The following is a 20,501-nucleotide window of genomic DNA, read 5'->3' on the forward strand; positions in this document are numbered from 1 at the left end:
TCGGCTAGTCATTTACGGAACGAAGCCCGGAGCGGTTGGTGCACTGCGCTGTTCAGTGGAAGTCCCGGCTGGCGGTGGCCAATCTTCCCATCAGCGGTGTCAAGTCCTGCAAGTGCTTGGCGATCAGGTGGCGCACCTGGCCGTCGTTTTCGTCGTCGCGCTGCCATTCGCCATACACCGCCAGCAGGCGTGAATGCAGCAGCTGCGCGCGCTGCTTCTCGCGCACCGCCGGCCAGACGATGACGTTGACCGAGCCGGTCTCGTCCTCCAGCGTGACAAACACCACCCCCTTGGCCGTGCCTGGGCGCTGGCGCACGGTGACGATGCCGCAGGCCCGCACCTCCTGGCCGCTGGGCAGGTCGCGCAACTGGGCGGCTGTCTGCAAGCGCCAGCGCGCCAGCCGGGGGCGCAACAAGGCCAACGGGTGCTGGCGCAGCGTCAGGCCCACCGAGGCGTAGTCGAACAGCACCTCCTCGCCCTCGTGCGCGGCCGGCAAGTCCAGCGTGGGCTCGCCCACCGGCACCGCTTTCAACAACGCCGGTGCGGGCTTCAGCGCTGAGGCATCCCACACCTGCTGGCGGCGGTGGCCCGACAGCGCGCGCAATGCATCGGCTGCGGCCAGTGCCTTCAGGTCACCCTGGTCCAGCGCTGCGCGCAGGGCCAGGTCTTCCACGCTGCTGAAGGGGGCTTGTTGGCGGGCGGCTACCAGACGCTTGACGGATTCTTCACCCAATCCGCCGACCATGCGCAGGCCCAGGCGCACGGCCAGGCGGGGCTCTTGGCGGACGTACCAGGTCTCTTTGTTTTTTTCATCGACTTCATTCAACACACGCTCGGCAGGTTTGTGCGGGTCGGATGGTGGCTGTACCCCTTGCATGGGTGCAGCGGCGAATCCGGACAACGACGCCGGCGTGTCCAGCGGCTCCAGATGGCTGTCCCAGTTGCTGACCATCACGTCCACCGCGCGCACCTCGACAGCATGGCGGCGCGCATCTTGCACCAACTGCGGCGGCGGGTAGAAGCCCAGCGGCTGGCTGTTGAGCAGCGCGGTCAGGAAGCACTCCGGGTAATGCCATTTCATCCAGCAACTGATGTAGACCAACAGCGCGAAGCTGGCCGCGTGACTTTCCGGGAAGCCGTAATCACCAAAGCCTTCGATCTGGCTGTACAGGCGCTCGGCGAAGTCGCGCGGATAGTCGTTTTTCACCATGCGGTCGATCAGCATGTCACGGTACTTGTCCAGGCCGCCCTTGCGTTTCCAGGCCGCCATTGCGCGACGCAGGCCATCGGCTTCGGCAGGCGTGAAGTCCGCCGCTGCCATGGCAATCTGCATCACCTGCTCTTGAAAGATCGGCACACCGAAGGTGCGACGCAGCACCTCATCGAGTTTCGGAAATTCCGTCTTCACCGCCTCGGGCACCTTGTACTGCTTGCGGTTCTTCAGGTAGGGATGGACCATGCCGCCCTGAATTGGCCCGGGCCGCACGATGGCCACTTCCACCACCAGGTCGTAGTAGTTGCGCGGCTTCAGGCGCGGCAGCATGGACATCTGCGCCCGGCTTTCAATCTGGAACACGCCAATGGTGTCAGCCTGGCAAATCATGTCGTAGGTCGGTTGGTCGCCCTGCGCGATATCGGCCATTTCCAGCTTACGGCCCTGCAAATGGCCCACCATGTCCAGGCCACGACGTATCGCACTCAACATGCCTAAAGCCAGGATGTCCACCTTCATCAGGCCCACCGCCTCCAGATCCTCCTTTTCCCACTGGATGATGAAGCGCTTGTCCATCGCCGCCTTCTCCACCGGCACGATGCGGATCAGCGGCCCCTGGGTCAGCACAAAGCCGCCCACGTGCTGGCTCAGGTGGCGCGGAAAGCCCAGCAGCTTCTTGGTCAACACCAACCATTGGCGCATGCACGGGTCATGCTCGTCCAGGCCAGCCATGCGCAGGCACTCGTCCACGCCGGTGCCGCCGTCAAACCAGTGGTGCTCCTTGGCGAAGCGGGCTATGGTGGCCACATCCACACCCAGCGCCTTGCCGACGTCGCGTATCGCGCTGCGCGGCTGGTAGCGAATGACGGTGGCGGCAATGGCGGCGCGGTTGTAACCGTACTTTTTGTACATGTACTGAATGACTTCTTCGCGCCGCTCGTGCTCAAAGTCAACGTCGATATCGGGCGGCTCATCGCGGTTCATGCTGAGGAAACGTTCGAACAGCAGGCCCACGCAGTTGGGGTCCACTGCGGTGATGTGCAGGCAATAGCACACCGCTGAATTGGCCGCCGAGCCACGGCCCTGGCACAGGATGTGGATGGAACGTGCGAAGCGCACCACGTCATGCACGGTTAGGAAGTACATCTCGTAGCGCTTCAGGCTGATCAATGCCAGCTCTTTCTCGATCTGCACGCGCACCTTGTCCGGTATGCCTTGCGGGTAACGCACGGCCGCCCCTTCGTAGGTGTAGCGACGCAAAGTCTCGGCCGGTGTCAGCCCCTCAGGCACCGTCTCCAACGGGTATTGGTATTGCAGTTCCTTCAAACTGAACGTGCAACGGCCCGCCACGGTCAGCGTGGCTTGCAACAGCTCCGGCTGATGCAGTTCCTGCAAATCCCCACGCTCACGCAAGTAAGCCTCACCGCTGGCATGCAGCTCAAAGCCGCATTCGGCCACTGGCCGGCCCAGGCGTATCGCCGTCATCACGTCCTGCAAGGGTTTGCGCCGCCGCTCATGCATGTGCACGTTGCCGCCCGCCACCAGCGGCAGGCCACTCAGGCGCGCTGCCTGTTGCAGCTTGTGCAGCCAGAGGTCATCGTCCATGCGTCGACTTCGCTCCACCAGCAGCCACGCGTTGTCTCCCCAAAGCTGTTTGGCGCGGCGACACAGCAGCACCAGGCTTTCCAGCGCCATGCCGCGCGGCGGCAGCAGCAGCAGTTCACAGTGACGCAGCGTGTGCATCGCGCTGTCCTGCCAGCTGACGTGGTAGTCGCCTTTTTTGATCTTTTTTTCGCGTCGCGCTTCCGAGATGAAGGCGCACAAGTTGCCCCAGCCCTGCAGGTTGTGCGCCAGCGCCACCAGCCGCAGGCCTTCGCGTGGCGCCACGTCCCGCACCAGGAACTCGGCGCCCAGCAACAGCTTGAGCTCCGGCTCTGGCTGTTTCTTTTCCTTGGCTTCTTGCTTCAGCTCCTTCAATGCCTTGTGCGCGCGCACCACGCCCGCCATCGAGCACTCATCGGTGATGGCCAGCGCGATGTAGCCCAGTTCATGGGCGCGCTGCACCAGTTCCTCGGGCTGCGAGGCGCCGCGCTGGAAGCTGAAGCTGGACAAGCAGTGCAACTCGGCATACGCGGGCAGCTGGGCGGCCGGTGGCGCGGACATAGGGACATCGGCAGACATGGCAATAACTGTATAAATATACAGTTTAATGGCGACCTACGATCCCGTCCAGCGCCGTTACAAACCCGTACTGTTGGCCGCCAGGCGCACCGTGAAGCAACTCCCCTGCCCCAGCACACTGTCCACCGTGATGCTCCCCTGGTGAAGCTCCACCGAACTCTTGACGATGGCCAGGCCCAGGCCGGTGCCGCTGATCTGGCCCACGTTGCCGGCACGACGGAAGGGCTCGAACAAGTCTTTCAGCGCATCCGGCGGAATGCCTATGCCCTGGTCCATCACCTGGAACACCCATGACGCGCTGCCGTCGCCCTCCTCGCGGAACACCTTGAAGCGCACCTCGCCACCCTGCGGCGAGTACTTGATGGCGTTGGACAGCAGGTTTTCGAAAATGTGGCGCAGCACCTTTTCGTCCAGCAGCGCCATCTGCTGCGGATCCATGGTGAAGTCGGCCACCAGCGTGCAGGGGCTGTCCGGGTGCTGGGTGCGCACGCCGGTCAGCAGGCTGCCGCACAGCGCGCGCAGCTGCAGCGGCCGCGGGCTGAATTCCAGCAGGCCGGCGTCCAGCTGGCCGATGCGCAGCACGCGGTCCAGCATCTGCGCCATGCGACGCACGCCGGCTTCAATGCTGCGCGTCAGTTCTTCCTTTTCCGGCGCCGACAAGCGCTCGCCATAGTCGCGCAGCAACTCGGTGGACGACAGGATGGTGGCCAGCGGCGTGCGGAATTCGTGCGAACTCATGGCCACGAAGTTGGTCTTCAGCGCCACCAGTTCACGCTGGCGCGCCAAGGCCTGCTCGATGTCCTGGCGCGCCGCCAGCACCGCCTTGTCGCGTGCCTGCTGCAAGGCCGCCTCGTTGGTCTTCAATGACGTGATGTCGGCCAGCGTGATGAACACCCAGCCGGCGGCGTCCACCGTCTCGCGCACGCGCATCCAGCGGCCATCGACAAAGTCCGAATCGAAACTGCGCACCGGCACCTGGCGGTAGTGCTGGCGCACGCGCGCCACCCAGGCGTCCATGTCGGACGTGGCGATCAGCAGGCCCACGCGGTCGCGCTGGCAGCGCCGCATCATCTGCTCCCAGGTGGGGGCCGGGTCCAGCGTGGTGGCGAAGGCGTCCAGAAAGAAGGGGTTGGCATAACGCAGCCGGTCTTCGGCGTCGAACAGGCCCACGCCCATGCCGGCCCCAGCCAGGTTGGCCAGCAGCGCGCGGTAGACCTCGGGCGGCAGCTCAGCGGGTGAGGGGCTGGAGGCGGCAGTCATGGTGTGCGTGTCAGGCAGAGGCCCGCTTCAGTTGACCATCCAGCCAGCGAAGGATGCTGGGCACCACCACCTCGGGCTGCTTGACCCAGGTGAAGTGGTTCAGCCCCGGGCCAGGCAGGCGCACGCGCGTCAACTTGGCGCTGGGCAGCTTGCTCACCAGGTGTTCGGCCGCGCTGGCAGGCGCCAGCGTGTCGCTGTCCAAGGTGAGGCACAGCACGGGCAGCGTCACTTGCTGCATGCCACCTTCCCAGTCCAGCGGGCTGCCCTGCACGCTGTAGCTGCCATTGCGCGCCTGCGCCGCCCAGTCGCTGATCAGCCGCTGCGCGCTGCGGCCGCCAAAGCGCAGCTTGTCGCCGGGGAAATGGCCCAGCACGGCCGAAACCAGCGCCGCCATCTGGGTCAACGCCAGCAGCCGCAGGCAGGCCAGCGGTGTGCTGCCCCAGGCCTTGTAGTACACGGTGCCGCTGGCGCACAGGATCAAGCCCGCCACCGGCGGCGGGCGCTGCTGGCCCAGGTACAGGCAGGACAGCTGGCCGCCCAGGCTGTGGCCCATCAGGAACAGCGGCGCGCCGGGCCTCAACGCCTGGCGAGCAGCGTCCACGGCGGCCGGCCAGTCCTCATGCAGCAGCTCGCGGTAACCGTAGTTGTCCTGCGCGCGCCGGCTGGCACGCACCGAACTGGCGCCCTGGCCTTGCAGGTCCAGCACAGCGGCGTCCACGCCCTGCGCGGCCAGATGCCGCAGCAGCGGTTCGTAGTATTTGGCCGCCACGCCCAGCGCCGGCATCAGCACAATGGCCGCGCGTGCCGTGCTGGCCGCCCGGGCGTAGCGCAGCACACTGGTCTTGCCGAGGGCCACGTCCACGGTGAGGGTCTGGATGTCCATGCGCGGGTTGAATATGCACAAGCAGAGTGTGCATTGTGCATTGGCCGGCGTCGCGCTCAGGCAAACAGGCCGTGCAGGTACCAGTCTACCGCCTCACCCTGCGCGGGCGCACCCAGCGGCCGGCGGCGGTAAACCCACAGCAGGCCGGCCTGCGCGCTGTGGGCGATGAAGTAATCGCGCAGCACCGACGTGGGGCCGCAGGCACCCGAGGTGCCGGAGCCCACATCCCACCAGCCAGCCTCCAACCGCTGCGGGCCGGCCAGCAGGCGCAGCGGGTCGCCCTGGTAATGCGGCATGGCTTCCTCACCGCTGCCACGCGGCACATCCAACTTCAACGGTGGCTCCAACAGCCAGCTGGGGTACAGGGCATCCAACGGGCTGGCAGGGATGTTGGCCGAGGGGGTGGCCCTGGCAGCACCCGGCGCGACTGCGCTGCGCCACTGCTGCATGCGCTCGGGCCGGTGGTCGGCGCAGGCCTGCGCCTGCAACACCTGCTGCGGCCCCAGCCGGGCCACCAGACGCTCGAGCATCTGCGGCCAATCATCCCCCTTGCGCTGCTCATCGGGCAACAGGCTGGCACTGGTGCCGGCCAGCGGCGCCGTCTCTTGCGTGCGCAGGCGCAAGCTCACAGCCGGTGCCGGCAGGCTGAGGCGGGCCAGGTGCTCACTGAGCAAACGCTGCAAATGCGCCACATCCAACGTAGGGGTGGCGGTGCTGATGCGCACGCTGCCCTCGCTCTGCTGTACATGGCGGCGCGCATCCAGCTGCCAGACCACATCGAAAACCAGCACGCCGCGCTGGCGCGCGCGCAGCCACACCTGCAACTGCGCCAGCAGGCGGTGGGCGGCAAACATCAGCGCCGGGGCCGACTCCACATGCATGGGCAGCTCAAGCCGCAGGTCAAACGCCTCGGGCCACACCAGCCAGGGGTACACCTCGGGCTGCTGGCCATAGGCACGGTCCAGCGCAGCCACCAGCGCGGCGTCGAAGCGGCGCACCAGGCCGGCACGCGGCAACGCGCGCAACTGCCCCCAACAGCGGCAGCCCAGGCGCTCCAGCGTGGGCAGGTGCGGCACGGCAGCGGCCAGCGTGTGCAGCGGCAACTGGTCAGGCAGTTGCTTGTTGTCCTCCACCTGCAGCCGCGCCAATGCCACCAGCGACGTGGGGCCTTGCGCGCACACCACCGGCGCCAGCGCCTGCACCGCCTCGCCCATGCGCCGCAGCAACGCGGGCCGGCCGCCAAACAGCCGCTCGCTGCCGCTGACTTCCAGCACCAGCGCCGGCCCCACCTGCGCCACCCGGGGGGTGAATTGCAGCAGGCACCAGGCCAGTGCGCTCAGCACATCGGCCAGCGCAGGCACAGGCGCGCTGGACGCGCCGCGTTCATCGGGCGCGCCAGGCTCTTCAGGCAGGGGTTGCAGGGCAAGCCAGTGCATGGTGAAACAGCGAAACCTTAAACTGTATAAAATAACAGTATAAACAGGCTTGCGGCACAATAGCGCCCATCCCCTTGGAACCCCTGTGCTCCACCTTGCCGTCCGGCGGGTCAGGCCTGGGTTTTCCCCGCTCCAAAGCGCCGGGCACCCTCCGTTGTCATCAAAACCATGTCTTCGCCCACATTTCTCGCCCCGCACACACGCACTGAGCTGCGCGCGCTGTGGCAATTGGCCTGGCCCATGCTGATTGGGCAACTGGCCACGGTGGGCATGTCGGTGGCCGACGTGGCCATGGCCGGCCATGCGTCGGCGCAAGATCTCGCCGGCGTGGCGCTGGGCTCGTCCATCTGGGGCATGGTCATCGTCACCCTCATGGGCGTGGTGATGTCGGTCAACCCCATCGTGTCGCACCACGTGGGCGCGCAAGAGTTTGCGCAGATTCCGCACGTGGTGCGTCAGGCACTGTGGAAGGCGCTGGGCGTGGGTGTGGTGGGCCTGCTGGTGATGAATGCCACCGTGCTGGTGTTCGACCGCATGACGCTGGAGCCGCAGGTGCGCGACGTGGCCAAGGGCTTTGTGCAGGTGATCAGCCTGGCGCTTCCAGCTTTTACCTGCTACCGCGTGCTGTACGGCTACAGCACCAGCCTGAACCAGACCCGCCCGATGATGGTCATCGCGCTGTTGGCGCTGCTGCTGAACATCGCGCTGAACTGGGTGCTGATCTACGGCAAGCTGGGCTTTCCCAAGCTGGGCGGCGTGGGCTGCTCCTGGGCCACGCTGGTGTGCGTGTGGTTCAACCTCGGCGCGTTGGTGTGGTGGATGCACCGCGCGCCCAGCTACCACGCCACCTGGCCGTTTGACCGCTATGAAGGCCCGCACTGGCCCGAGATCCGCAGGCTGCTGAAGCTGGGCCTGCCCATAGGCGTGACCTACTTTGCCGAGGCCAGCGCCTTCAGCCTGGTGGCGCTGCTGGTGGCCGACTACGGCTCGGCCCAGGTGTCGGCGCACCAGATCGCGCTGAACTTCACCTCGCTGGTGTTCATGGTGCCCTTGAGCCTGAGCATCTCGCTGCTGACCCGGGTGGGCCAGGCGCTGGGCGCTGGCGACCCGGTGGAGGCGCGCTTTCGCGCCTGGACCGGCGTGGGCGCGGCGCTGGCGTTCGCCGTGCTGTCGGCAGCCTGCATCGCGCTGCTGAACAAGCAGATCGCCAACGCCTACACCAATGACGCGCTGATCGCCGCATTGGCCGCGCAGCTGCTGGTGCTGGCGGCGGTGTTCCAGCTGTCCGACGCCACCCAGGTGGCCACCAGTTGCGCGATACGCGCCTACAAGGTGACGCGCCCGCCCATGGTCATCCACCTGGCCGCATTCTGGGGCCTGGCATTGCCACTTGGCTGCGTGCTGGGACGCGCACCAGCCTGGGCACCTTGGAAACCAGACCATGCGATGGCCGCCCAGGGCTTCTGGATCGCACTGGTGGTGGGCCTGACAGCCGCCGCGCTGGGCCTGAGCTGGCTGCTGCACCGCTTGTCGCAACAGCGGGCACTGGCGGGGGCGGCGCAGCCGGCTTGAGGTCCACCGCTGCCGGCGCGGCCAGCGGCAATTCGGGTTGCGGCTTGGCCATGAACAGCTTGGGCGGCTCAGCCACCGCCAGCAGCGCCCCCAGCGCCGCAGCGCGCGCCGGCAGCGTCAACGGCTGCATATGCGGTGGCCCGCGCCGCTTGACGATGCGCAGTTGCAAGGCACCACCGTCCGCCTCCAGCGCCAGCGCCACCCGAAGCACCGCCGGTGATGACTCCTGCTGCGCCTGCACCGGCCGCATCACGAACAGCAGCTTGCCGTGCTCGGCAGCGGCCATCTGCAGACGGCGCAATTGCTCGGGCCGGGCCTGCGACAGCCAGGCCAGCACGGCGGTGACATCGGCACAGCGCAGCGCCTGCTCGCAGGCCCACAGGCGACCGGCCGCGGTGGACGCCTGCACGCACAGCAAGCGGCTGGGCGCCAGCCCCTGCGCCGCCAACGCCGGGCCGAAGGGCTGGTAGGGCGCACCCACCAACACCACCGGCCCCTGGGTGCGGGCCAACGCCGGCAACAGCAGCCGCCACTCGGCCATGCCGGCCTGGGCTTGCAGGATTTCACTCAGGGCACCCACTGGCCAGCCGCCGCCGGGCAGTTGCGCGTCCAGCGCGGCGTCCCCGGTGGCCACGGTGCGGTCCACCGGCTGCGCCAGCGCATCGGCCTGCCATACAGAGGCATTGGCGGCAATGGCGAGGGCAAGCTTGGACATCATCAAAAACAAACTGTAATTAAATACAGTATACAAACGCCGCGACACCGCTTGACAAGTCTTTTTGCATGGCAATAATTCACCATTAGGTTAATTAACTAAATGGCTAACTAAAATCATGAGCAAAGTCTTCGTCAACATCGGACTCAGCCTCGACGGCTACATGGCGCCGGAAGGCATGACCATGGAGAACCCCGGCTACAAGAACTGGGGCGCCAAGTGGGGCGCGCTGATGGCCTGGATCATCAACCAGCAGCACTTCCGCGAGACCCTCAAGTTCGGACCCGGCGGAGAAACCGGCCCGGTCAATGACCTGGTGCGCAGCACCATGGAGCGCATCGGGGCCAACATCATGGGCAAGCGCATGTTCGACCAGGGCGAAGTCGCCTGGCCCGAGGAGGCGCCGTTCCACACCCCGGTCTACGTGCTGACCAATGAGAAACGCGAACCCTGGGTGCGCCCCGGCGGAACGACCTTTCACTTCATCAACGATGGGCCCGAGCATGCGCTGGCGCTGGCCCGGGAAGCCGCAGGCAGCCGTGACATCCGCATTGCGGGTGGCGCGGATGTGATCCAGCAGTATCTGAACCTGGGTGCCGTTGACGAGCTGGAAATCGCCTTGGCACCCGTGTTCTTCGGCAGCGGGCGGCGTCTGTTCGAGAACCTGCGCGACCCCGGACCGCAGTTTCGCATCGACAGTGTGCTGAATGGTCCGGCCGCCACACACCTGCGCTACGTGCGTCAATAACACCCACCACTGGGAGAGCCGTCATGGCCCGTGTCAACACCTACCTCAACTTCCCCCGCGCCACCGAACAGGCCTTCCTGTTTTACAAGACCGTGTTCGCCAGCGAATTCAGCCGCCCCATCGTGCGCTTTGGCGACGTGCCGGCCCAACCCGGCCAGCCGCCCCTGCCCGAACCCGAAAAACAGTTGGTGATGCACGTAGCGCTGCCCATTTTGGGTGGCCACATGCTGATGGGCACGGACACGCCCGAGTCCATGGGCTTCACCCCGAACGCCGGCAACAACATGCACATCAGCCTGGATCCGGACAACCGCGCCGACACCGAGCGGCTGTTCAAGGCGTTGTCGGAGGGCGGCAAGGTGGACACGCCGCTGCAGGACATGTTCTGGGGTGACTACTTCGGCAGCCTGACGGACCGCTTTGGCATCCAATGGATGTTCAACTGCACCAGCAAGACCTGATGAACACCGCACCCACCGATACCCTCAGCGCCACCTTCGCCGCCCTGGCCGATCCCACCCGACGCGCCATCCTGGCCCGGCTGAGCCACGGTGAAAGCTCGGTGGCCGATCTGGCCAAGCCGTTCCAGATCAGTGCACCGGCCGTGAGCAAGCACCTGAAGGTGCTGCAGCGCGCCGGCTTGATCACCCAGGGCCGCCAGGCCCAGTGGCGGCCCTGCCGCCTGGCCGCCAAGCCCATGCAAGAGGTGGCCGACTACGTGGAGCCCTACCGCCGCTTCTGGGAACAGAACCTGGACCGGCTGGAGGACTATCTGCACGAACTGCAAAGCAAGCAAGCAACGCCGAAGGAGTAACACCATGACCCCCACCACCCTGAACCCGGCCAAGGCCGTGGTGCACAACATCTTCACCGTGCGCCGCCACCTGCCATTCGCCCCCGCCACCGTGTTCGCCGCCTGGGCCAGCCCCGAGGCCAAATCACGCTGGTTTGCCGGTGGCGGTGGCTGGACGCAGAAGCTGCGCGAGATGGATTTCCGCGTCGGCGGGCGCGAGCGGGTCATCGGCCAATGGGCCGTGGGCAGCAACCATTCCAGCTCGGACTTCCAGGCCATCTACCACGACATCATCACCAACCAGCGCATCGTCTACAGCTACGACATGTTCGTGGGCGAGACCAAGCTGTCGGTGTCGCTGGCCACCATCGAGTTCCAGTCTGACGGCGCCGACGGCACGCAACTGGTGCTGACCGAGCAGGGCGCCTACTTCGACGACAAGGACCCGCCCATGCGCGAGCACGGCACCAACTACCTGATGGACCAGTTGACCTCGTCGGTCTACGGCGTGCCGCCGGTGGGGCCGGACGTGGACCAGCGCGAGATCATCATCACCCGGCTGATGAACGCGCCGCGTGAGCTGGTGTATGCCGCCTGGACCGACCCTGAGCATGTGGGCAAGTGGTGGGGGCCGACCGGCTTCACCACCACGACGAAGGACAGGGACGTGCGCCCCGGCGGCGTGTGGCGCTTCACCATGCACGGTCCGGACGGCACCGACTACCCCAACGTGGTGCACTACCTGCAGGTGCAAAAGCCCGAGCGGCTGGTGTACATGCATGGCGACGGCAAGACCGGCCCGGACGCCCACATCTTCCACGTCACCGTCAGCTTTGAAGCCGCCGAGGGCAACAAGACGCAGCTGACCCTGCGCAGCCTGTTCCCCAGCGTCGCCGCACGCAAGCACGTGGTGGAGAAATACCACGCCATCGAAGGCGGCAACCAGACACTGGACCGGCTGCAGGCCTTCCTGGCCACCCAGGGCTGAACAACACCCCACCGCCAGAGCGGTCAGGCGGACGGGCACACATTTTGCGGTATCGTCCCTGCATCCGGCGCACGCGCCGCAGGGAACCTCATGGACCGCAAAGAATTACTGTTGTCGATGTTCGACACCCAGGGCCTGGGGCTGGAAATCGGCCCCGGCTTCAACCCGCTACTGCCCAAACGCGAGGGCTACCAGGTGGAAACGCTGGACCACCAGAGCGCCGAGGCGCTGCGCGACAAATACAAGAACGCCAGCGTGGACCTGACGCTGATCGAAGAGGTGGACCACGTGTCCGATGGCGGCTCCATCCTGGCGCTGGTGGGCAAGCCGGGGCACTTCGACTACATCGTGGCCTCGCACGTGATCGAGCACACCACCGACCTGCTGGGCTTCCTGAAGGACTGCCAGGCATTGCTCAAGCCGTCGGGCCGGCTGGTGCTGGCCGTGCCGGACAAGCGCTTTTCGTTTGACTGCCTACGCCCCTGCGCCAGCACCGGCCAGATATTGCAGGCGCACCTGGACAAGCGCCGCCGCCACTCGCCCGGCCAGGTGTTCGACGAAATCGCCTACAACTGCACGCGCGAAGGCGCCATCGCCTGGGGGCCCCAGACCGGCGGCGAACTGGCCTACTTCCGTCCGCTGGAAGATGCCAAAAAATTCCTGCAGCACTACTTGCAAAGCGGTGACTACGTGGACATCCACGGCTGGCAGTTCACGCCATCGAGCTTTCGGCTGATCGTCAACGACCTGGCGCAGATTGACGCCATGACCCTGCGTGAGCAGGCGTTCCATGAAGGCCAGGGCATGGAGTTCTTCATTGCCTTGTCCACCGACGCGCCGGGCTGTCCGGTGGACAGGCTGGAACTGGCCCGGCAGGCCATCGAAGAGCTGCAAGCCATGCGCATGCGGCCCGCACCGCCACCGGAACCGCCACCGGAGCAACCCACAGACGCAGTACAAGCAAACGATGCCGGCGGCATCGCCGCATAAGACCGACTGCCATCAACGCCGTGAGCCTCCACGGTCCGGGTTAGACTCGCCCGACAACCAGGGGGTACAACCATGGTGATCTGGGGTGTGATCTGGGGGCTGATACTCGGCAGCCTATGGCCTGACGGCGGCGGCGAGGTCGGTGCCATCCTGGGCGCGATCGTGGGCGCCCTCGCTGGGTGGACGCTGCGCGCCGCCGTGCGCCGCGAGGTCAGGACGCAGCAGGCGAAGTGGGCAGCGCAAGCTGGTACCACCACAGCCGTCGCAGCCGCTGCGGCTGCCGCTGCAGCGACAGTGCCAACAGCGGCAACACATGCGGCGACGGCCGAAGACGCCTCGCCAGCGTCACCGGCGCCAGCCATGGCGGTCAACGCGGAAAGCGCAGCAACCGCCCCCTTGATCAACCAAACCGTGGCCAGCGAAAGCGCGGCGGAGCCACCAACCCTGGCACCCGCACAAACCATCCTGCAGGAGCCACTGCCCGCCGGCCCCGACCCCGTCACCGCCCTGGTGCAGCGCGTCCGCAACTGGCTGTTCGGCGGCAACACCATCGTGCGCATGGGCGTGCTGATCCTGTTCGTGGGCCTGGCCTTCCTGGCCAAGTACGCGGTCGACAACGCGCTGCTGCCGCCCGAGCTGCGCCTGGCCGGCATCGCGGCAGCAGGCATTGCATTGTTCGTCGCTGGCGTGCGGCTGCGTCGCAAGGGCGCCGACAAGCTGGCTTTTGCGCTGACGCTGCAAGGCGCTGGCGTGGCGGTGCTGTACCTGACGGTATTTGCCGCCTTCCGGCTGTACCAGTTCCTGCCACCCACGGCGGCCTTCGCGATGCTGGCGCTGGTGTGCGCGTTTTCCACCGTCATCGCGCTGGCGCAAAACGCCATGCCCATGGCATTCATCGGCTTTGCCGGTGCCTTCGCCGCACCGCTGTTGGTCAGCACCGGGTCGGACAACGCCACCGGCCTGTTCAGCTACTACCTGCTGCTGGGCGTGGCGATTGCGGCCATCGCCTGGCTGCGCGCCTGGCGGGCGCTGAACCTGTTGGGCTTCTTCGCCACCTTCGGCGTCGCCACGCTGTGGGGCGTGCTGAAGTACCAGCCCGAGGCCTTCGCCAGCACCGAGCCCTTTCTGATCGCCTTCTTCGCCGTCTACCTGGTGGCCAGCCTGCTGTACGCCCTGCGCCATTCGCTGGCGGCCAAACAGGCGGTAGACGCCACGCTGATCTTCGGCACACCGCTGGTGGCCTTTGGCCTGCAGATGGGTCTGGTGCGCGACATGCCCTATGCCGGCGCTTTCTCCGCATTGGCGTTGGGCGGCTTGTACCTGCTGCTGGCCAGCTGGCTGATCAAGCGCAGCAGCGCACAGCCCGAGGTGGCGCGCTGGCTGGCCGAGTGCTTCCTGGCGCTGGGCCTGGGCTTCATCACGCTGGCGGTGCCGCTGGCGCTGGACGCGCGCTGGACGTCCGCGGTGTGGGCCGCCGAGGGCGCCGGCGTGTACTGGATGGGCCGCCGGCAAGACCGCACGCTGGCGCGCCTGGCCGGCCTGGCGCTGCAAGGCATTGCCGCCATCGCCTACCTGGGCGATCTGGGCCGGGGGCCTGACGCACCCTTGCCCTTCGCCAACCCAGCGTTCCTGGGCGCGCTGCTGCTGGCCGGCTCAGCGCTGGCCATCGCGCGCTGGTCGCGACCGGCCGCACAGGTTGAAGGCGACGCGGCACCGCAAGGCTTCAAGCTGCTGGAGCAGCAGCTGTCGCCGCTGTTGTTCTGGGTCGCCTTCCTGTGGTGGCAACTGGCGCTGGGCCAGGAGATCACCCGCGCGCCACTGGACGGCGAAGGCGCACCGCACCATGTGGTGGAAGGCGCACTGCGGCTGCACCTGACGCTGCTGGCCTGGCTGGGCAGCGCCTTCGCCGCCTACCACCTGCTGGCCGCGCCACAACGCGCGCGGCCGTGGCCCATAGCCGCCACACCCGCCTGGTTCAACCTGCCATTGATGCTGGTCGCCGCACTGATGGGCATGGACGCCCTGCGCCATGTGTTCGAGCAAGGCGGCTGGCTGTGCTGGCCCATTGCCTTGCTGCTGCATGGCCTGCTGCTGAGCAAGCTGGATGCCGGGCTGCCGCAGCGCTGGTGGCCCTGGGTGCATGCCGGCGGCGTGTGGCTGCTGGTGCTGCTGAGCGGCAACCTGCTGGTGTTCGCCGTCGGCCGGGCCGAGCTGTGGCACACCGCGTGGGCCTCGGTGATCTTGCTGGTGTCGGGCATTGCGGTGCTGCTGCTGCTGTCGCGCCGCAAGTGGTACCCCACTGCAGACCATGAAGGCACCGCGCGCTGGCCGGTGAACCCCTTCGCCCGTGCCTACCTGTGGACGGCCGCCTTTCCGCTGGCTGTGGTCGTCGGGCTGGGCTGCCTGGTGGTGGCGGTGCATTCGGACGGCAACGCCCGCCCCCTGCCCTATGTGCCGCTGCTGAACCCCACCGACCTCACCGTGGCCCTGGGGTTGGTGGCCTGCGCCCAGTGGCTGCAACGGGTGCGCGCCAGCAACATGGCGCTGCCGGCCTGGGTGCACGGCACCAAGGCCTTCGTGCCACTGGCCGCCATCTCCTTCATCGCCATCAATTCGGTGTGGCTGCGGGTGGCGCACCACCTGGCCGGCGTACCGTGGGCCGCAGACCAGTTGTTCGATTCCTTCCTGGTGCAGGCCGGCTACTCCATCCTGTGGACACTGCTGGCGCTGGGCCTGATGGTGCTGGCGCACCGCCGGATGCAGCGCGGCCTGTGGATGCTGGGCGCCGGCCTGCTGGGCGCCACGGTGCTGAAGCTGCTGCTGATCGACCTGTCCAACCGGGGCGGCGGCGAGCGCATCGTGGTCTTCATTGCCGTCGGTGTGCTGATGCTGGTGGTGGGCTACTTCGCGCCCATGCCGCCAGCGGCCAAGGCGCTGGCTCAAGACACCCCCTTGCCCGACACCCTCCCCGATACGCCCGCGCCCGCAACCGATGGAAAGCAGCCATGAGCCACCCCCGCCTGCGCACGCTGGCCAGCTTGGTCACCTGGGCCGCGCTGCTGTTGACCTGCACCCTGGCACAGGCCGCCGACGCGCCCAAGCGCGAGGAGTTCGCCTGGCGCGCCACGCTGTCACTGCCCGCTGGCGCCAGCTTGGCCCGTGTCACGCTGCCGGCCGAAGCCCTGGGCCGGTTGCAAACGGCCGATGGCCGGGATGTGCGCGTGTTCAACGCCGATGGCGAAGCGGTGGCCTTCCACCTGGGCGCGCTGAACGCCAGCCCGGCGCAGTTGGCGCCGGTGCTGACGCCCAGCTACAAGTCCTATCCGCTGCAAGCCGCCCAGCAAGGCAAGCCACTGCCCAAGGGCGCCGTGCAGGTGCGCGTGGCCACCGGCAACGCACCGGCAGTGTGGGTGCAATTGAATGACACCACCACCACGGCGGGCAACAACAACGCGCTGAAATCCGCGCTGTTCACCACCCGCGAGGAGAAGCAACTCATCACCGCGCTGGTGGTGCAGGCCGAGCTGCCGGCCAATGTGCCGGTGCAGGTGACGGCCTCCGCGAGCACTGACTTGGCGCAGTGGCAGCCGGTGGCGCTGCGCGGCCGCCTGTACCGCTTCGACGGCGACGGTGCGCCGGCCAACACCACGCTGGAACTGGAGCAGCCACTGAGCCTGGAAGGCCGCTACCTGCGGCTGGACTGGGAGGGCTATGACGGCGTGCGCATCACCAGCCTGGCCGGCCAGGTGGCCCAGGACACACCGCGCCTGACCCGCCCCAGCCTGCCCTTGGCCAACGCCACCGCCCAAGGCAAGACCGCGCTGGAGTGGTCGCTGGACTTCGCCACACCCATCGCCGCGCTGGCCATCAGCACCACCCGCGCCAACACACTGGTGCCGGTACGCGTGCTGGGCCGCAACGACGCCGCCACACCCTGGCGGCAATTGGGCCAGGGCGTGGTCTACCGGCTGGGCGCCGAAGGCAGCGCGCAGGCGGTCAGCCCGGCCATCCTCTTGAACTACAGCCAGGTGCGCTGGCTGCGGGTCGAAGCCACAAATGGCATGGAACTGCCCGCCAACGGTCTGCAGGTCAGCGCCGAATTCCACCCGGCGCAAGCGGTGTTCCTGGCCTCAGGCAGTGGCCCGTTCGAACTGGCGGTGGGCCGGGCCAACACACCGGTCGCCGGCGTGCCGCTGGCCATGCTGACCGCCACCGTGGGCGGCAAGCTGGACAACGTGGCGCCAGCCAGTATTGCCAGTGTGTTGCCGGTCAACCCCGCAGGCACCGGAGTATCGTCAAGTGGGTGGATGTCACGCGGCACGATACTGTGGGGCGTGCTGCTGGTGGGCGTGCTGGTGCTGGGCGCCGTGGCCTTCAGCCTGCTGAAGCAACTCAAGTCGACCCCTGGGAATCAATAGCCCGCAAGCCCTTCACGCGAACCAGTTTGGGAAGGACCAGGCCGACACGGCACTCGGCTCCGCGGCTGTCCCCCCGGGCCTGCGGCCCTCCTCCTTGATGCCGCTGCGCCGAATGCCGCATCGACCTGATCCTGCGAACGTGGCTGGCGTTCAGGCTTTCTGGCGTGGCGTGCGCCAAGTGACCCGATGTCGCTGGGGCGTGTGGCGGAGCGAAATCAAGGAGGAGGGCCGCAGGCCCGGGGGACATTCGCGTAGCCACGCGCACCAGCGGCGTCGGCAGCAAACAAGCCAACCAGTCCTGCGTCGGCAACCGACAACAACTAGGACGTGGCAGCAGGCTGCAACAAGTCCCACTTGTTGCCATACAGGTCGGCAAACACGGCAACGGTAGCATAGGATTCCACACGCGGCTCTCCGAGAAACTGCACGCCGCGCTCACGCATGGCCGCATGGTCGCGCCAGAAGTCATCGGTCTGCAGGAACAGGCCCACGCGGCCACCGGTCTGGTCACCCACACGCGCCGTCTGCGCATCACCCTTGGCCTTGGCCAGCAGGATGGCGGTGCCCTGCGAACCGGGCGGCGCCACCCGCACCCAGCGCTGACCGCTGTTGCCCAAGGCGGTGTCTTCCAGCAGCGTGAAGCCCAAGGCGCCGGTGTACCAGGCGATGGCCTCGTCGTAGTCACGCACCAGCAGCGAGACGGCGGTGATGGTCTGTTGTGTCATGCGGAAATCAAAAGCGGCCTCAATGGTGGCCAATGGTGGCGCCAATGTCCGGCCAGCGCTTGTGCACGTACAGCCAGGCGAACAGGCCGATGAACATCATCAGCAACGAGGTGGCGGCCAGCGCCACGGTGGAGTGCATCACCAGCGGCGCCACCACGCCGGCCACGATGCCGTTGGCGGTGGAGGCCACGAAGGCTTGCAAGGAAGAGGCCATGCCGCGCCGCTCGGGGTACAGGTCCAGTACCAGCAGCGTCACCACCGGCACCATCATGGCCCAGCCAAAGGCGAAGATGGCGATGGGGAACAGTGCCCACCACACGTGCGCGGCAAACAGCACATTGGCCACCAGGTTGGCCAGCGCCACCAGCAGCATGATGACGAAGCCGTCGCGTATCTGGCGCTTGGGCGTCAACAGGCCGGCCTTGCGGCCGCTGATCCAGGCGCCGCTCATGATGCCGCTGATGGTCAGCACAAAGAACCAGAAGAACTGCGTGGGTTCCAGCCCCAGCAGCTCACCCAGGAACACCGGCGCCGACAGCACATACAAGAACATGCCGTTGAACGGGATGCCGCTGGCCAACGCCAGCAGCACGAAGCGCGGGTTGCGCCCCAGCGCCCAATAGCCGGCCAGCAGGTTGCGCACGCTGAACTCCTGCCGCTGGTCCACATGCAGCGTCTCGGGCAGGAAACGGTAGTTGGCGAGCCACAACACCACGCCCACGCCGGCCAGGAACCAGAAGATGCTGTGCCAGCCCATGTGTACGAACAGCCAGCCACCCACGATGGGCGCGATGGCCGGCGCGACACCGAAATAGATGGTGACCTGGCTCATCACCTTCTGCGCCTGCGACGGCGGGAACATGTCGCGTATCACCGCGCGCGACACCACGATGCCGGCGCCAGTGGACAGGCCCTGCATGGCGCGAAAGAAAATCAGCTGCCCCACCGACTGCGCCAGCGCGCAGCCCACCGAGGCTAGCGTGAAGGCCGTCAGCCCCCACAACACCACCGGCCGACGGCCCAGGCTGTCCGAGATGGCGCCGTGGAACAGGCTCATGAAGGCAAAGCCGAACAGGTAGGCCGACAGCGTCTGCTGCATCTCCACCGGCGAGGCCCCCAACGAGCGGGCAATGCCGGAGAAGGCCGGGATGTAGGTGTCTATGGAGAACGGCCCCAACATGCCCAACACGGCCAGCAGCACCGACAGCGCCCACATGGGCGCGCGCCAGACCTTGTGGGCGTCCGGGTTCATCCGGCGGCTGCCTTCATGCCCAGCAGCCAGGGACGCACCTGCACTGCCAGCAGGCCGAACTGCACGGCCGGGTCGGCCAGGGCAAAGGCAGTGATCTCGGCCTCCGTCAGGCCTGGCTGCGGCAGCATCATGCCGCCGCTGGCTTCATCCAAGAAAGGGCCCCCCATCAGCAGCCGGCCATCGGCCAGCAGCTGACGGAAGTGCGCGACGTGCTGGTCCAGCCCCGGATGCTCGAAGACGGGCACGCCCGGCTTCCAGTTTGGTCCGGGACTGTGCACCACCACGTAGCGCACATCCTGCATGGCTTACTTCACCGGGGCGTAATTGACCGGCACCCACACATAGCCGGTGCCCTCAGCGCGCAGACGGCCCAGGCCAGGGAAGGAGATGTGCGCCGCACCGGCAATGTAGCCGTCCTTGGCCACCATGGCGAAGATCTTGGCACGCTGCTCAGCGGCCACCTTGGAGTCGGTGTCAAAGGCAATGGTCACCGACGGGGTGGGGAACTGCACCACCGCCACGTGCATCAGGTCGCCCCACAGCACCAGCTTCTGGCCCTTGCTCTCCACCAGGTACACGCTGTGGCCAGCCGTGTGGCCATGGGTGACCGACGAACGCACGCCAGGCACCAGCTCGGTGTCGCCGCTGAAGGGCTTGAACTTGCCGGCCTGCACATACGGGTTCAGCGACGCCATGGCGCCGCGGAAGGCGCCCTTGAACTGGTCTGGCGCCTTGTCCATCACCGCCTGGCTGAGCCAGAAGTCGGCTTCCTTCTGCTCGGCGCGCACCACGGCGTTGGGGTAGGCCAGCTTTCCGTCCGCCATCAGGCCACCGACGTGGTCGCCGTGCATGTGGCTGATGTAGATCTCGTCCACCTGCTCGGGCTGGTAGCCCGAGGCCTTCAGGCTGGCCAGCACACGGCCGGCGGTGGGGCCGTTCAGGACACCCGAGCCGGCGTCCACCATCACCAGCTTGGTGCCGGTGTTGATCAGGAAGGCGTTGACCGAGGTCTGGGTGGGGATGGGCAGGAAGTTGCGCGCCATCGTGGCCTGCACCTGCTCGGGTGTGGTGTTGGTCAGCAGCTTGTCCACCGGCAGGCTCAAGGTGCCGTCGGACAGCGCGGTGACTTCAAAGTCACCCAACATCATGCGGTAGTAACCCGGTGCGGCCGTGGTCTGCATGGGGCCGGCGGCCAGGGCCGGCGCGGCGGCAAAACCCGCAGACAGGGCAAGGGCCAGCGACAGGCCGGCGCGAGACAGCAATCGTTTTGTCATCATCATGGGAGCTCTCCTGGTTGGGGCACAAAGTGTAGCCGGGCATGGCACAC

Annotated in this window: 16 protein-coding genes and 1 pseudogene; 8 read left to right on the top strand and 9 right to left on the bottom strand. The window is 67.0% G+C overall.

The annotated features are described in order from the left end of the window. Positions 1–52: 52 nt before the first annotated feature. Genes AC1DX2_RS19510 through AC1DX2_RS19525 form a run of 4 tightly spaced genes read right to left on the bottom strand, consistent with a single transcriptional unit; the run spans position 53 to position 6,973 of the window. Complete coding sequence (locus AC1DX2_RS19510) at positions 53–3,394, bottom strand: error-prone DNA polymerase (protein ID WP_477198063.1); 3,342 nt, start codon at positions 3,392–3,394, stop codon at positions 53–55. Positions 3,395–3,451: 57 nt separating this feature from the next. Continuing rightward, positions 3,452–4,654 carry a sensor histidine kinase gene (locus AC1DX2_RS19515; protein WP_477198064.1) on the bottom strand — a complete coding sequence of 401 codons (1,203 nt, stop codon included), beginning with the start codon at positions 4,652–4,654 and terminating at the stop codon, positions 3,452–3,454. 10 nt (positions 4,655–4,664) lie between these two features. Then, complete coding sequence (locus tag AC1DX2_RS19520; protein ID WP_477198065.1) at positions 4,665–5,537, bottom strand: alpha/beta hydrolase family protein; 873 nt, start codon at positions 5,535–5,537, stop codon at positions 4,665–4,667. A 56-nt stretch (positions 5,538–5,593) separates the two neighbouring features. Further along, the gene (locus AC1DX2_RS19525) at positions 5,594–6,973 is read right to left on the bottom strand and encodes a Y-family DNA polymerase (RefSeq protein WP_477198066.1); all 1,380 of its coding nucleotides are present in this window, start codon (positions 6,971–6,973) and stop codon (positions 5,594–5,596) included. Positions 6,974–7,141: 168 nt separating this feature from the next. Between AC1DX2_RS19525 and AC1DX2_RS19530 the strand changes: the two genes are divergently transcribed. Further along, positions 7,142–8,545 carry an MATE family efflux transporter gene (locus AC1DX2_RS19530; protein ID WP_477198067.1) on the top strand — a complete coding sequence of 468 codons (1,404 nt, stop codon included), beginning with the start codon at positions 7,142–7,144 and terminating at the stop codon, positions 8,543–8,545. 151 nt (positions 8,546–8,696) lie between these two features. Here the strand turns inward: AC1DX2_RS19530 and imuA are convergent. Continuing rightward, a pseudogene (imuA, locus tag AC1DX2_RS19535) lies at positions 8,697–9,263 on the bottom strand (translesion DNA synthesis-associated protein ImuA); the annotation flags it as partial. A gap of 115 nt (positions 9,264–9,378) precedes the next feature. Between imuA and AC1DX2_RS19540 the strand changes: the two are divergent. From AC1DX2_RS19540 to AC1DX2_RS19570, 7 genes are all read left to right on the top strand, one after another. Next, complete coding sequence (locus tag AC1DX2_RS19540) at positions 9,379–10,008, top strand: dihydrofolate reductase family protein (RefSeq protein ID WP_477198068.1); 630 nt, start codon at positions 9,379–9,381, stop codon at positions 10,006–10,008. Positions 10,009–10,031: 23 nt separating this feature from the next. Then, the gene (locus AC1DX2_RS19545) at positions 10,032–10,469 is read left to right on the top strand and encodes a VOC family protein (protein ID WP_477198069.1); all 438 of its coding nucleotides are present in this window, start codon (positions 10,032–10,034) and stop codon (positions 10,467–10,469) included. Continuing rightward, on the top strand, positions 10,469–10,822 hold the full coding sequence (locus AC1DX2_RS19550) for an ArsR/SmtB family transcription factor (protein WP_477198070.1): 354 nt from the start codon (positions 10,469–10,471) through the stop codon (positions 10,820–10,822). Before AC1DX2_RS19545 ends, AC1DX2_RS19550 begins: the two co-directional genes overlap by 1 nt. Positions 10,823–10,826: 4 nt before the next feature. Then, the gene (locus AC1DX2_RS19555; protein ID WP_477198071.1) at positions 10,827–11,789 is read left to right on the top strand and encodes an SRPBCC family protein; all 963 of its coding nucleotides are present in this window, start codon (positions 10,827–10,829) and stop codon (positions 11,787–11,789) included. Between the two features lie 90 nt (positions 11,790–11,879). Then, positions 11,880–12,779 (top strand): class I SAM-dependent methyltransferase, encoded by a 900-nt coding sequence (locus AC1DX2_RS19560; protein ID WP_477198072.1) that lies wholly within the window; start codon positions 11,880–11,882, stop codon positions 12,777–12,779. Between the two features lie 72 nt (positions 12,780–12,851). Further along, a complete protein-coding gene (locus AC1DX2_RS19565) occupies positions 12,852–15,788 on the top strand; it encodes a DUF2339 domain-containing protein (RefSeq protein ID WP_477198073.1) in 2,937 nt (978 codons plus the stop codon). After that, complete coding sequence (locus AC1DX2_RS19570) at positions 15,785–17,197, top strand: DUF3999 family protein (protein ID WP_477198074.1); 1,413 nt, start codon at positions 15,785–15,787, stop codon at positions 17,195–17,197. Before AC1DX2_RS19565 ends, AC1DX2_RS19570 begins: the two co-directional genes overlap by 4 nt. 320 nt (positions 17,198–17,517) lie before the next feature. Here the strand turns inward: AC1DX2_RS19570 and AC1DX2_RS19575 are convergent, their stop codons facing one another. Genes AC1DX2_RS19575 through AC1DX2_RS19590 form a run of 4 tightly spaced genes read right to left on the bottom strand, consistent with a single transcriptional unit; the run spans position 17,518 to position 20,451 of the window. After that, positions 17,518–17,922, bottom strand: a complete 405-nt coding sequence (locus AC1DX2_RS19575) for a VOC family protein (protein WP_477198075.1) — start codon at positions 17,920–17,922, stop codon at positions 17,518–17,520. A 19-nt stretch (positions 17,923–17,941) separates the two neighbouring features. Next, positions 17,942–19,174, bottom strand: a complete 1,233-nt coding sequence (locus AC1DX2_RS19580; protein ID WP_477198076.1) for a multidrug effflux MFS transporter — start codon at positions 19,172–19,174, stop codon at positions 17,942–17,944. After that, positions 19,171–19,476 carry a YciI family protein gene (locus AC1DX2_RS19585; RefSeq protein WP_477198077.1) on the bottom strand — a complete coding sequence of 102 codons (306 nt, stop codon included), beginning with the start codon at positions 19,474–19,476 and terminating at the stop codon, positions 19,171–19,173. The genes AC1DX2_RS19580 and AC1DX2_RS19585 overlap by 4 nt, the downstream gene beginning before the upstream one ends. 3 nt (positions 19,477–19,479) lie before the next feature. Then, a complete protein-coding gene (locus AC1DX2_RS19590; protein WP_477198379.1) occupies positions 19,480–20,451 on the bottom strand; it encodes an MBL fold metallo-hydrolase in 972 nt (323 codons plus the stop codon). Positions 20,452–20,501: the final 50 nt, after the last annotated feature.

Source organism: Hylemonella sp. P2_B10, assembly GCF_056404875.1.

Bases quoted from the DNA above. Each gene is read 5' to 3' on its own strand.
- AC1DX2_RS19510 (WP_477198063.1), bottom strand. From the start codon at position 3,394: ATGTCTGCCGATGTCCCTATGTCCGCGCCACCGGCCGCCCAGCTGCCC.
- AC1DX2_RS19515 (WP_477198064.1), bottom strand. From the start codon at position 4,654: ATGACTGCCGCCTCCAGCCCCTCACCCGCTGAGCTGCCGCCCGAGGTC.
- AC1DX2_RS19520 (WP_477198065.1), bottom strand. From the start codon at position 5,537: ATGGACATCCAGACCCTCACCGTGGACGTGGCCCTCGGCAAGACCAGT.
- AC1DX2_RS19525 (WP_477198066.1), bottom strand. From the start codon at position 6,973: ATGCACTGGCTTGCCCTGCAACCCCTGCCTGAAGAGCCTGGCGCGCCC.
- AC1DX2_RS19530 (WP_477198067.1), top strand. From the start codon at position 7,142: ATGTCTTCGCCCACATTTCTCGCCCCGCACACACGCACTGAGCTGCGC.
- AC1DX2_RS19540 (WP_477198068.1), top strand. From the start codon at position 9,379: ATGAGCAAAGTCTTCGTCAACATCGGACTCAGCCTCGACGGCTACATG.
- AC1DX2_RS19545 (WP_477198069.1), top strand. From the start codon at position 10,032: ATGGCCCGTGTCAACACCTACCTCAACTTCCCCCGCGCCACCGAACAG.
- AC1DX2_RS19550 (WP_477198070.1), top strand. From the start codon at position 10,469: ATGAACACCGCACCCACCGATACCCTCAGCGCCACCTTCGCCGCCCTG.
- AC1DX2_RS19555 (WP_477198071.1), top strand. From the start codon at position 10,827: ATGACCCCCACCACCCTGAACCCGGCCAAGGCCGTGGTGCACAACATC.
- AC1DX2_RS19560 (WP_477198072.1), top strand. From the start codon at position 11,880: ATGGACCGCAAAGAATTACTGTTGTCGATGTTCGACACCCAGGGCCTG.
- AC1DX2_RS19565 (WP_477198073.1), top strand. From the start codon at position 12,852: ATGGTGATCTGGGGTGTGATCTGGGGGCTGATACTCGGCAGCCTATGG.
- AC1DX2_RS19570 (WP_477198074.1), top strand. From the start codon at position 15,785: ATGAGCCACCCCCGCCTGCGCACGCTGGCCAGCTTGGTCACCTGGGCC.
- AC1DX2_RS19575 (WP_477198075.1), bottom strand. From the start codon at position 17,922: ATGACACAACAGACCATCACCGCCGTCTCGCTGCTGGTGCGTGACTAC.
- AC1DX2_RS19580 (WP_477198076.1), bottom strand. From the start codon at position 19,174: ATGAACCCGGACGCCCACAAGGTCTGGCGCGCGCCCATGTGGGCGCTG.
- AC1DX2_RS19585 (WP_477198077.1), bottom strand. From the start codon at position 19,476: ATGCAGGATGTGCGCTACGTGGTGGTGCACAGTCCCGGACCAAACTGG.
- AC1DX2_RS19590 (WP_477198379.1), bottom strand. From the start codon at position 20,451: ATGATGACAAAACGATTGCTGTCTCGCGCCGGCCTGTCGCTGGCCCTT.